Annotated in this window: 8 protein-coding genes; 4 read left to right on the plus strand and 4 right to left on the minus strand. The window is 72.7% G+C overall.

The features are described 5' to 3' along the window. Window positions 1–10: 10 nt before the first annotated feature. Window positions 11–1645: a sigma 54-interacting transcriptional regulator gene (locus D7W82_RS01480; protein ID WP_120616599.1), complete on the plus strand. Its 1635-nt coding sequence runs from the start codon at window positions 11–13 to the stop codon at window positions 1643–1645. Between the two features lie 77 nt (window positions 1646–1722). Then, the gene (locus D7W82_RS01485) at window positions 1723–2226 is read left to right on the plus strand and encodes a hypothetical protein (protein ID WP_120616600.1); all 504 of its coding nucleotides are present in this window, start codon (window positions 1723–1725) and stop codon (window positions 2224–2226) included. Between the two features lie 66 nt (window positions 2227–2292). Here D7W82_RS01485 and D7W82_RS01490 read toward each other — a convergent pair whose 3' ends face one another. Next, window positions 2293–2916, minus strand: coding sequence for a TetR family transcriptional regulator (locus D7W82_RS01490; RefSeq protein ID WP_120616662.1), 624 nt, complete (start codon window positions 2914–2916; stop codon window positions 2293–2295). An 80-nt stretch (window positions 2917–2996) separates the two neighbouring features. Between D7W82_RS01490 and D7W82_RS01495 the strand changes: the two genes are divergently transcribed. Next, the gene (locus D7W82_RS01495) at window positions 2997–3899 is read left to right on the plus strand and encodes an SDR family oxidoreductase (RefSeq protein ID WP_120616601.1); all 903 of its coding nucleotides are present in this window, start codon (window positions 2997–2999) and stop codon (window positions 3897–3899) included. Window positions 3900–4862: 963 nt separating this feature from the next. On the opposite strand, the gene D7W82_RS01505 is transcribed toward D7W82_RS01495, so the two are convergent. Continuing rightward, on the minus strand, window positions 4863–8372 hold the full coding sequence (locus tag D7W82_RS01505; RefSeq protein WP_233587233.1) for a serine/threonine-protein kinase: 3510 nt from the start codon (window positions 8370–8372) through the stop codon (window positions 4863–4865). An 89-nt stretch (window positions 8373–8461) separates the two neighbouring features. Here D7W82_RS01505 and D7W82_RS01510 point away from each other — a divergent pair, with 89 nt between their 5' ends. Then, the gene (locus tag D7W82_RS01510; protein ID WP_120616602.1) at window positions 8462–9268 is read left to right on the plus strand and encodes a S9 family peptidase; all 807 of its coding nucleotides are present in this window, start codon (window positions 8462–8464) and stop codon (window positions 9266–9268) included. Window positions 9269–9295: 27 nt separating this feature from the next. On the opposite strand, the gene D7W82_RS01515 is transcribed toward D7W82_RS01510, so the two are convergent. Both D7W82_RS01515 and D7W82_RS01520 read right to left on the minus strand, forming a co-directional pair. Beyond that, window positions 9296–10342, minus strand: coding sequence for an HlyD family secretion protein (locus D7W82_RS01515; RefSeq protein ID WP_120616603.1), 1047 nt, complete (start codon window positions 10340–10342; stop codon window positions 9296–9298). Continuing rightward, entirely contained in the window at window positions 10339–12024 is a 1686-nt protein-coding gene (locus tag D7W82_RS01520) for a peptidase domain-containing ABC transporter (protein WP_199727660.1), read from the minus strand. The genes D7W82_RS01515 and D7W82_RS01520 overlap by 4 nt, the downstream gene beginning before the upstream one ends. Between the last annotated feature and the right edge of the window lie 3 nt (window positions 12025–12027).

Below are 12027 nucleotides of genomic sequence, written 5' to 3' on the forward strand. Positions count from 1 at the left end.
GTCGGGGGCCATGCCGCATGACGCCCTCGCAGATGTCTCCACGGCCGCGATGCAGGAGCGCGGAGGTTCACGGGGGACCCCCCGCGCCGTGCCCGCGCTGACGGTGGTGTCCCATCCGGTGCCCCGGCGCGTGGGGGAGCGGCTGCTGCTGGACGCGGTGGTGGCGGGGCGGACCCTGGCCCTGTCGCGCAACGCGCCGGACTTCGCGAAGCCGGGCAGCTCGCTGGGGCTGCCGCTGGCGGATCCGTTCGTGAGCCGCAAGCCGCTGGAGCTCTCCGCCCTGCCGGCCGGGGGCGTGCGCCTGGCGGCGCCGGAGGATGGCACGCACGTGGTCGCGGCGGGCGTGCCGCTCCAGGGCGCGAGGGACTTCGGGCCGGCGGAGCTGCTGGACGGGGTGGCGCTGGAGCTGTCGGGCCGCGTGGTGCTGCTCTTGCACACGGTGGAGCCGGACGGCGAGGGCCCCGCGGACACGCCGGGCATGGTGGGCGAGAGCGCGGGCCTGCGGCGGCTGCGCAAGCACATCGAGCGGGTGGCGGACCTGGACGTGTCGGTGCTCATCCGGGGCGAGACGGGCACGGGCAAGGAGCTGGTGGCGCAGGCCATCCACCGGATGTCACCGCGCCGGGAGGGGCGCTTCGTCAGCGTCAACCTGGGGGCCATCCCCAAGGAGCTGGCGGCGGCGGAGCTGTTCGGTTCGAAGAAGGGCGCGTACTCCGGGGCCACGCAGGACCGCGAGGGCTTCTTCCGCGCCGCGCACGGGGGCACGCTGTTCCTGGACGAGGTGGGCGAGGCGCCGCCGGAGGTGCAGGTGATGCTCCTGCGCGTGCTGGAGACGGGGGAGCTGTATCCCGTGGGCGCCAGCCAGCCGGTGAAGGTGGACGTGCGGCTCATCGCCGCGACGGACGCGCACCTGGAGGAGCAGATCCGCGACGGGCGCTTCAAGGCGCCGCTCCTGCACCGGCTGGCGGGCTACGACCTGCGCGTGCCCGCGCTGCGTGAACGGCGCGAGGACGTGGGCCGGTTGTTCTTCCACTTCGCGCGCGAGGAGCTGGCGGCGCTGGGCGATGCGACACGGCTGGACTCGGAGGACCCGCACGCGGAGCCGTGGCTGCCCGCGCCGCTGGCGTCGCGGCTGGTGCGGGCGGCGTGGCCGGGGAACATCCGGCAGCTGCGAAACCTCACGCGGCAGCTCGTCATCGGGAGCCGGGGACAGACACGCTTGCAGCTGGATCCCCAACTGGAGGAAGCGCTGGGCACGGCGGCGGGAGCGGCGACCGCGCCGATGCCGCAAGGAGCCCACGTGGGGATTGGCGCCGCAGTGGCTCCGGAGGCGCGCGAGGCGGCGGTGCCCCGGCGCAAGCCCTCGCAGGTGACGGAGGCGGAGCTGCTGGCCGCGCTGCGGGCGAGCGCGTGGGACCTGAAGGCCGCGGCGGACGCGTTGGGCATTCCGCGCCCGTCCGTCTACGACCTCATCGAGCGCAGCCCGAACCTGCGCACCGCCGGGGACCTGGGCGCGGACGAAATCACCCGCTGCTTCGAGGCCTGCGGCGGCGACCTGGACGCGATGGTACGCACGCTGGAGGTGTCGAAGCGCGCGCTGGGGCGGCGGTTGAAGGAGCTGGGGCTTACGGCGAAGGCCACCTGAGCGGAGGGCCACGCCGCATGGCACGCTTGCTGCTGAGCCGTCGCGTCGTCCGTCCCCATCCCCCTGGAGGGTTCCCCATGCGAAGCCGCGTCCTCTTTCCGCTGTGCCTCACCGGAGCGCTGCTGGCCTGTGCCAGCGGTGGCGCCCGTTCCACCTCCTCCGAAGCGGCGTCGTCCGACAGCGGGCCGGTGCAGCCCTGCGCGGTGAACCCGACGCCTCCCGAGGGGAGCATCCCGGTGCTCATCACCGCCAGTTCGGACGGCAAGGTGCACTTCAGCAGCACGACGGTGCAGGTGCGGGCCGGGCAGACGGTGAGCTTCGTGTCCCAGGTGCAGCAGGACAGGTGCATCGGCGTGCACAAAGTCTGGCTCCTCGAGGATGGCTCGAAGAGCCCCCTGCTGGTGCCCGCGTGCAAGAGCGCGACGTGGACGCTGAAGTCCGGGGACGAGCCGGGGAAGAGAACGTCCCTCTGGTCCTGCCCCACGAGCGACTGCTCGAAGTGCACACAGCCCACGCAGTCCGAGGGTATCCGGCAGACCATCAACGGCACGCTGGAGGTCACCGGGCGCGGCGAGGACTGAAACGCGCGGTCCCTGTCTGTCGCCCCGCTCCGTCAGGTTCATTCCCGGAGCGGGTTGGGGCCGCCGTCAGGACTTGCGGGCCCTGGCGGGCGGGCGCGGAGGCGCGGAGGGGGCCGTGTTGGCGCCGGTGCTCGCGGTGACGGCCCTGAGCTCCTCGAGCCCGAGCTGGATGTGCCGTGAGAGGTCCTGCGCCTTCGGGTCCTCGAGCCAGCGCTCGAACGCGACCTTGAACACCGCGATGCCTGCCTCCGCTGCCAGGCTCGCGGTGGGGTCGGTGACGCCGCGCTTTCGAAGCGCGTCCGCGGCGGCCGAGGCCAGCGAGGCCAGCTTGATCAGCTCGCGCTCCCGCAGCTCGGCGTGCGCGGAGAGGAGCGCCTGTCGCGCCCGGGCATGGTCGCGGCGGTCCTTGAAGAAGGGGGCAAGGGACTCGAGGCCCGCGGAGACCGCGTCGAGCGGCGCGGTCCCCTGGGGCGCCTCCGCGATGGTGGTGACGATGCGCTCGTGGAGCGCGTCCGAGCCCCCGAACAGGACCTCCTTCTTGTCGGTGAAGTAGCGAAAGAACGTCCGCTCCGTGAGCCCCGCGCGCGCGGCGATCTCCTCCACCGTCGTCCGGTCGTACCCGTGCTCCTGGAACAGCGTCATCGCGGCCTGTGCGAGCCGGTCTCGTGCGTTGGGTTCCCAGCGGCCCATGGGCACCAGCATAACCTGATTGCAGTCACTGACATCACTTGTTAGGAGTGATGTCAGTAGCTGACATCGAGGGGCTTTCCATGCGCGTATTCGTGACGGGTGCGTCTGGTTTCATTGGCTCGGCGGTCGTTCCTGAATTGCTGGGGGCGGGGCATCAGGTGGTGGGGCTCGCCCGCTCGGAGGCTTCGGCCCGGGCGCTGGAGGCGGCGGGGGCGGAGGTGCACCGCGGTTCGCTGGACGATCCGGACAGCCTGCGCGCCGGGGCGGCGAAGGCGGACGGGGTCATCCATCTGGCGTTCATCCACGACTTCTCCCGCTTCGAGGACTCGGTGCGTGCCGACGCGCGCGCGATTGAGGCCATGGGCAAGGCGCTGGAGGGCTCCCAGCGGCCTCTCGTCATCGCGGCGGGGCTGCTGTTCCTGGCGCCGGGACGCGTCGCCGTGGAGACCGACGCGGCGGCTCCATCGGGGCGCGGCGCGTCGGAGGCGATGATGCTCGCGCTGGCCGAGAAGGGCGTGCGCACGTCCATCGTGCGGCTTCCGCCGTCGGTTCATGGAAAGGGTGACCACGGCTTCGTGCCGCACCTCATCGCCTCCGCGCGGCGGACGGGCGTGGCTGCCTACGTGGGGGAGGGGGCGAATCGCTGGCCCGCCGTGCACCGGTCCGACGCGGCCCGGCTCTTCCGGCTCGCGCTGGAGCGGGTCCCCGCCGGTTCAAGGCTCCACGCCGTCGCCGACGAGGGCGTGCCCACCCGGGACATCGCGACCATCATCGGCCGCCGGGTGGGAGTGCCGGTCGCATCGAAGACGCCAGCAGAGGCCGGTGACTTCCTCGGCTTCCTGGGGGCGCTCTTCGCGCTCGATGCGCCTGCGTCGAGCGCCCGCACGCGCGAACAGCTCGGCTGGCGGCCTGAAGGGCCCGGGCTCCTGGCGGACCTCGACGACGACCACTACTTCGCACCGGACGCGGGCACGCTCCTGTGAGCGCGATGGAGAAGCGCTGGCTCCTCGGGTCTACGCGCCAGGTCTGACACAAGGCCGCCTGGAGCCGCTGGACCGGCGGCATCCTGCCGTCCGAGTGGCGAGAGGAAGGCGCGCGCCGCACCAGGCCATCGGACGTGAGGTCTGCTCGTCCGCACGGATGAGAAGGTGAGAACCCAGCAGGGGCTCCCCGTCCGCGGCGCACCGCACGAACCTGTCGGACAGTCGGACAGGTTTGAGCAGCCGGGTCCGCAAGGGCGCCCGTTTCACCCGGACCGCGGAAACCTGTCCGACAGTCGGACCGCGATAGGGAGAACCGTGACGAGGGCTCCGCCCCAGCCGAGCCGCGGAAACCTGTCGGACAGTCGGACAGGTTGGGCAACCACGTCGGCGGGGCACGCCGCTCCAGTCGGGCCGCGGAAACCTGTCGGACAGTCGGACCGCGATTGGAAGAACCGTAACGGGGCCCCGGCTCCAGCCGGGCCGAGGAAACCTGTCGGACAGTCGGACAGGTTCAGGAGAACCCGGACCGAGAGCTGCTGCTCTGTCCGGGCCGAGGAAGCCTGTCGGACAGTCGGACAGGTTTGGGCGGCCGTGTCCGCGAAGATGGACCGGTGCTCCGCGAGATCCCACACCGCCTTCGTGGGCGTGGCGACGAGCGTGGGCGGTCCTCCGAGCAGTCTCGAGTACCAGTCGCAAGCCGTGGCGTCGTCCGAGACGGCGATTCCTGCGTAGAGGGCGAGCGGCATGCGCCGACGCTAGGTACGTTGCGTCAGGGCGGCGACGCCTGTGACGGCGAAGATGACGCGCACCATGCTCCGCATCAGGCCGCCATGCACAGTGGCCCGAGCAATGCCTCCTGGTGGCATGCATCCGGTGCCGTCATTCCTGTGGCGCTTCGCGACCTGGGACAGGCCGTCGTGCAAGCTGGCCCGAGCAAGGCTTCCTCGCGCACAGCCGTTGTCGTCATTCCGGCGGCAGCTTCGCGAGTGCGCGACGCAGGTCATCGCGCAAGATGCTCGCGTCCTTCCACCGGGGGCGCGCGGTGTGCACGACTTCGACGAGGGACAGTCCCTGCTGGAGATGGGCTCGTGCGTCTGGACCGGAGGCTGTCGCGCCCCATTCCCGAAGGAACGCGCTGTAGGCCAGTCGTGGCTCCAGGTTCTCGGGATCCAGCTCCAGCGCCTTCTGGAAGTCGCTCGCCGCGGCCTGGAAGGACGCGTCTGGCTTCTGGCCTCGTCGGGCCTCCTCGCGCGCCTGGAGTGCCCGCACTTCTCCCCGCCAGCGCCACGCCTGCGCGAGGGAGGGGTTGAGCTTCAGCGCGCGCTCCAGCGCTTCCGTGGCCTGGGCGAGCGCCGGCCGTGGATCCTTCCCCTGCTTCAGTGCGTAGGCGGCCACGGTGTGGTGCACCTGGCCCAGGTTGGCCCACGGCTCCGCGAGCCCTGGCAGCAACGTGGTGGCCTGCTGGAGTTCGGCCTGTGCGTCCTTCGCGCTCGCGGTGGGATCCTTGTCGCGCGGCAGGCGCCAGGTCGCGCGCCACATGCGCACCTCGCCCAGGTTGTTGTGCGCGAAGCCCACCTGGGGTGCGATGGCGATGGCCTGGAGGAAGGCCTGCTCCGCCTGATCCAACAGGGGCTCCGGTGCGTCTCCCCGGTCCCACGCCTCGCGGGCCTGGTCGAGCAGGATGGTGCCCACGCCGTTCTGGAGCGGCGGCAGCTTCGCGTTGATGGCGACGCCCTGGCGGTAGGCCTCCAGCGCTCGGGCAAGTCCCGGCCCCGCGTCGCCGCCGTGGTCCCGCAGGCGCAAGGCGAGCGCTCGGTGCACCTCCGCCAGGTAGAACCACGCGACGACGTGTCCCGGGTCGAGCGTGCTCGCGCGCTCCAGCGCGGTCCGGGCTTCTTCCAGGTCCGCGTCCTTCGACGGTGCACGCGGATGATTGGCGCGGTTCACATAGGCCGTGCCCAGGTTGATCCACGCATCCGGCCGCTGCTCATCCAGCGCCAACGCCCGCCGATAGGACGTGATGGCCTGCTGCCGGAAGGGCAGTGAATCCCCTCCGCGCCCATCCTCTGAATCCGCCCACACCTTGAAGACGAGCCCCAGGTCCAGGTGGAAGTCGTAGTCGCGCGCCGACTCGGGAATGGACTCGAAGGCGGCGACGGCGGCCTTCAGTTGTTCGCGCGGATCCTCGCTCCGGTCCTGACGGTAGCGGGCCCACTGCCACCAGCCCATGGCCAGCGCGTGGCGCGCCTCCACCTTGCCGGGAGCAAGCCTCAGCGCCTCCTTCGCCGCGTCGAGCGTGCGCGTGAGGAGCGGCTCCACGTCGCCTCCACTGCTGAGGCTCGCCTGGGCCAAGCGCCGGTGGAGCCGGGCCTCCAGCACCCAGGTGTCCGCTTCATCCGGAGCCGCCGTGCGCGCGCGTGACACCGCCTCCATGCCGCGCGTGTACGCGGGCAGCACGTCGCCCGTGCCGGACAGCTCCAGGATGAGGGCCTCCTGCTCCAGCTCCGCCCTCGCGCGGTGCACGGCGGACACACTGCGGCCAATGTCCGCCGCCGCGCCGTAGGCCCGCCGCCCGGCCTCCAGGTCGTCCAGGGCCGCGGCGCGTTCACTCGCCAGGGCATGGCGCACGGCGCGAGCGAGCAGCACGTCGCCCCGGAGCCGCGGCGCTTCGTGGAACCAAGGCAGCCGCGTGCCCAGCGAGTCCAGTGACTTCAGCGCGTCCTCGAAGCGCTCCTGATGGAAGGCACGGAGGGCCTCCGCGTATTCGGGGGCGGGCACCTCCGCGCCCCGGCCCTGCTCCAGGAAGGCCAGCGCCGGGTCTCGCGAGTGCGCCCAGGCTTCGCGCCGCTTCGCCTCGCGGCTGGCCGCGTCCGGGATGCGGTCCGCCTCCAGCCGTTCGCGCTGGTAGCGGTGGCCCAGCACCAGCGCGAGCGCATACGCCACGCGGGGCTCGCGGAAGCCCTTCGCCCATGCGGCCTCCAGGTGCGTGAGCGCGGCCTCCTCGTCCCCCAGCGCGAGGAACCCGCGCCCCAATGCGTAATGGCCCGGGCCTTCCGCGACGGGACCGGCGTCTCGCATGGAGGCTTCGATGTCGCGCATGCGGGCGCGCATCGCCTCGCGGTCCAGCCGCGTGTCGTGCAGGGGCGCCTGGCCGGAGTAGCGGGCCTGGGCCTCGATGCGTTCGACGCCTTCGGTGAATCGCCGGACAAGGGCCTCGCGGCGAGCCACCTCCCGCCGGGCCATCACGCCCTGGCCCACGGCGCCGACCACGGCGAGCCCGGTGATGCTCGCGACGACGACGGCGACCCGGTGACGGACCATCCACTTGCGCACGCGGTACGCAGGACCGGTGCGCGCGAGGACCCGCTCCCCTTCGAGGAACCGCGTGAGGTCGTCCGCCAGTGCCCGCGCGGAGCCGTAGCGCCGCGAGCGGTCCTTCTCCAGGCACTTGAGGACGATGGCCTCCAGGTCCGCCGGAATCCCCGCGTCCAGCTCACGCGGACGGCGCGGCTCCTGGGTGGAGATGCGTCCGAGCACCTCCAATCCATTGGCACCCGTGACAGGCGGTTGGCCGGTGAGCAGGTGGTACAGCGTGGCGCCCAGGCTGTAGATGTCCGCGCGCCGGTCCAGCCGGGTGACCTCGCCCCGGGCCTGTTCAGGGGCCATGTACTGGGGCGTGCCCAGCACGGTGCCGGTGGCGGTGGCGGCATCGTCGCTGGTCCAGTCTCGCGCCAGGCCAAAGTCCATGACGTAGGGGCGCAGGGCGCCGTCCTCGCCGCGCTCCACCAGGATGTTGGACGGCTTGAGGTCGCGGTGCACGAGCCCGGCCAGGTGGGCCGCGTGCACGCCCAGCGTGGCGTCGCGAAGCACGAGCGCCTTCTGCTCCACGGACAGCGTGCCGGCGAGCGTGTGCAGCGGCGCCCCCGCGATGTACTGCATGGCGATGTACGCGCGGCCCTGGACTTCACCGACTTCGTACACGCGGCAGACGCGTTCGTGGTCCACGCGGGCCTGGGCGCGGGCCTCGGAGATGAAGCGGCGGGACAGCTCCGGGTCCTCGTCGCGAACGAACTTCAGCGCCACGTCGCGGTGCAGCCGCAGGTCCCGGGCCAGGAAGACGCGGCCCATGCCGCCCTGGCCCAGGAAGCGGAGCGGCCGGTAGAGCGTCCAGTGCGGCACCGGGAACGCGGGACCGTCCGTCACGGTGGCGGGTGCGGCCCCTGGAGGCAACGTGTCGTCAGCGGTGCCCGGCTTGGGCGCGCCATCGGGCACGGGCGGTGTTCCGGCTTCCGCCTCCAGGCTCCGGCGCAGCGACACGAGCGAATCCTCCGTGAGCCGCCCCCGCTCCACGAGGAGCCGCAACGGGGACACGCCGCGCCGGGCCGCCTCCTCGCGCAGGGTGTCCACGTCCTCGCGGGAGAGCAGTCCCTCGGCCAGGGCCATGCGCAGCTCCGCTTCGTTCGCCTCGAGCACGCCGGAAGCGTACCGGAGCCCCCATCCTCCACGCACGGCGGCGCTGCGCGGCTTGCGGTGTCCGGCCGCCCGTTCCCAAGATGCGCGGCATGAGCTCCATGTGGGTCCTGGAAACGCCTCAGCCGCCGCCGGACGCGCGCATCGCCTATGGCGAAGCCCCGCAGCAGTTCACCGAGCTGCGCAAACCCAAGGGCAAGGGCCCGCACCCCGTGGTCCTCTTCGTCCACGGCGGCTTCTGGCGCGCCGAGTACGGCCTGGAGCACGCGGGCCACCTGTGCGCGGACCTGACGAAGCGCGGCTTCGCGACGTGGAGCCTGGAGTACCGGCGCGTGGGCCAGGACGGCGGCGGCTTCCCCGGCACCCTGGAGGACGTGGCCTCCGCGGCGGACCACCTGATGAGCGCGGCGCCGTCGCTGGGGCTGGACCTCTCCAACGTGGTGGCCATGGGCCACTCCGCGGGCGGACACCTGGCCATGTGGCTGGCCGCGCGGCACCGCCTCCCGCCGAAGCATCCGCTGTACCGTGACGCCCCGCTGAAGCTGAAGGGCGTGGTGTCCCTGGCCGGCGTGCTGGACCTGGCGCAGGGCGCGGCGCTGGACCTGGGCAAGGGCATCGTGAAGACCTTCATGGGCGGCACCCCGGAGCAGGTCCCGGAGCGCTACGCCGTGGCGTCCCCCGCCGCGCTCCAGCCCCTGAAGCTGCCGCAGGTCCTCCTCCACGGCACCGAGGACGACACCGTCCCCCTCAAGGTCAGCGAGGGCTTCCACGCCCGGGGCGTCCAGCAGAAGGACCCGGTGCACCTGGTGCCGCTGAAGGGCGCGGGCCACTTCGAGCTCATCGACCCGCGCTCCAAGGAGTGGCCCCGCGTGGTCCAGGCCGTGAAGAACCTGCGCTGAGCCGCCAGCCCCGAGCGCGACCGGAGGCTACTTCTTCTGGGACGCCGCCTCTTCGGGCGGCGCCTTGGACAGCGCGGGCGGGAACGCGTTGAAGCGGCGCCACAGCTCGTAGCCGAGCGGCACCTGCTCGAGCATCACCCACCCGTGGGCCCTCACGCCCTGGCGCAGCAGTTCGCTCGCCGGCCAGGGCTCGCCGGGCCGCGGCGTGACGAGGATGCGGAAGCGGCCCGGCTGGCCGCCCCCGGCAGCGTCGACGACGGACACCTCGCCTCCGAAGGTGCCCACGGCCACGGAGGGCCAGCCGCTGGCCTGGACCGCGGGCCAGCCCTCGAACTGCAGCCGCACCTGCCGCCCGCGCGTCACCAGCGGCAGGTCGTTGCCATCCATCCACAGCTCCACCGCGCGTGAGCGCGTCTCCGGCACGAGCACCGCCAGCATCTCCCCCGTCTTCACGTACACGGAGTTGTTGCCCGCGCTCCTGCGCAGGATGACGCCCGCGCGCGGCGCCGTCACCAGCTGCCGCCCCTGGCGGGCCAGCCGCGTGTCCACCCGCGCCAGCTCCGCCCGGGCGCTGGTGAGCTCCTTCATCACGTCCGCCTCCTTGAGCTGCGCTTCCTCGTACTGCTTGCGCGAGCTGAGGCCCTGGTTGAAGAGCTGCCATTGGCGCCGCACGTTGCGCAGCGCCGTGTCCAGCGCGCGCTCGGCCGCCTTGAGCCGCGCGTGCGCCGCCTCCTGCTCGGAGCGCAGGCGCTGGAGCAGCTCCGGGTCGTTGTCCACGATGCGCGCGATGGGCGCCCCCTCCTCCACGTGCGAGCCCTCCTGGACGAACCACTCCTCCAGCCATCCCTCCAGCGGGGCGTCCACGCGCTGCTGGCGCTCGTCCGGCGAGTACGCCACCACCTGGCCGTCGCCGAAGGCCGACTGCTGCCAGGGGACCCAGGCCAGGCAGAGCGCGAGCACGACGCTCGCGCCCACCATCCACCGGGCGAGCCCGCGGGCGGAGGCCACCGGACGCACGCGCGCGAAGGACCCGACGCGGCCGTCCTCGAAGGACACGCGATAGCGCATGCTCATGACCGCTCCTCCTCCGTCAGCGTGTTGTCCTGCATGCGCAGCGTGCGGTCACAGCGCGCCGCGAGCTCCGGCAGGTGCGTGGTGAGCAGCAGCGTCCACGGCGAGCCGGGGGCCAGCAGCCGGTCCACCACCCGCGCGCGCACGTCCGCGTCCAGGCTGTCCAGGGACTCGTCGAGCACGAGCAGCCGCGGGCGCCCCACCAGGGCGCGCGCGAGCATCAGCCGCTGGGCCTGCCCCGGCGACAGCTGCGTGTGGCCGCCCGTCAGGCGCGTGCGCAGCCCGTCCGGCAGCCGCACCAGCTCCTCCAGCAGGCCCACCGCGTCCAGCGCCTGGCGCACCTCCTGGAGCGAGACCTCCGCGCGGCCCACCGCCACGTTCTCCTGCACCGTGCCGTCGAAGAGGTGGATGCCGCGCACCAGCGCCACCTGGGCCCGCAGCGAGTCGGTGGACACCTCGCGCAGGTCCATGCCGTCCAGCTCCACGAAGCCCTGGGACGGCTCCCGCAGGCCCACGGACACGTCCACCAGCAGGCGCTTGCCGGAGCTGTACGGGCCGACGATGGCCACGCGGCTGCCGGGCTCCACCGTGAGGTCCACGCCGCGCAGCGCCGCGTTGGACCGCGGGGAGGGCGGCAGGCTCACGTCCCGCAGGCGCAGGGCCGCGGCGCGCCCGTCCCGGCGGTCCAGGGGCTCGCCGGCCTCGGACTGCAGGGGCAGGTCGAAGAGCTGGCCCACCTTGTCCACCGCGGCCAGCAGGTCATAGAGGGTCTCCAGGTACTTGCCGAACTTGGCGAAGCTGGCCGCCACCGGCGCGACGATGAGCTCCGCGGCCACGAGCTGGCCCAGGCTCAGCTGCTGGCGGGTGACGAGCCATCCTCCCACGCCCAGCAAAAGCCCGCTCGCCAGCGCCTGGACCGCGAGCGTCCCCAGCACCTGCCGCAGCAGGATGCGGAAGTGGCCGTTGCGCGCCTCCAGGTAGGCCTGGGTCGCCTCGTCCGCGCGCCGCAGGGCCAGCGCCCCGCCCTCCGGGCCCCAGAAGGCGAGCGGCACCCGAGCCAGCTCCGTCAGCCAGCCCACGACCTCGTACTTGCGGTAGGACTCCCGGACGCTGGTGCGCACCGCGCCCCGCCCGAGCCCGAAGAGCACCAGCGCCATGCTGCCCAGCAGCAGCAGGTCGAAGCCGAGCAGCAGCGGGCTGTAGAAGGCGAGCAGCACCAGCCCCACGAGCGCCTGGAGCGCGAGCGCCAGCCCGTCCAGCAGGATGAGGCCCGTCGCCTTCTGGATGGTCATCACGTCCATGAAGCGGTTCACCAGCTCCGACACGCGGTAGGTGTCGTGCGCCTGCTGCTTGACGCGCGGCAGCCGCCAGGCGAGGTCCACCGCCATGCGCGCGAAGAGCCGCTGCTGGAGCCGCTCCGCGACCAGGACCTGCATCACCCGCAGGCCGCCGGCCAGCACGAGCAGGCCGAAGACGATGATTCCCAGCACCGCCACGGGCTGGAGCACGGTGCCGAAGGCGGCGGTGTTCACCACCGCCTGCGCGGCGACGGGCACCACGAGCGAGAGCAGCCCCACCGCCGCGCCATAGATGACGAGGACCCAGAGGTCGCCGCGCTCCGGGGTGAGCACGGCCTTCAGCCGCTCCCAGGGCGTCATGTGGGAAGGATGCGTGTCCGCGTGCATGGG

This window comes from Corallococcus sp. CA049B, from assembly GCF_003611685.1.
In the GTDB taxonomy this organism is placed as follows: Bacteria; Myxococcota; Myxococcia; order Myxococcales; family Myxococcaceae; genus Corallococcus; species Corallococcus coralloides.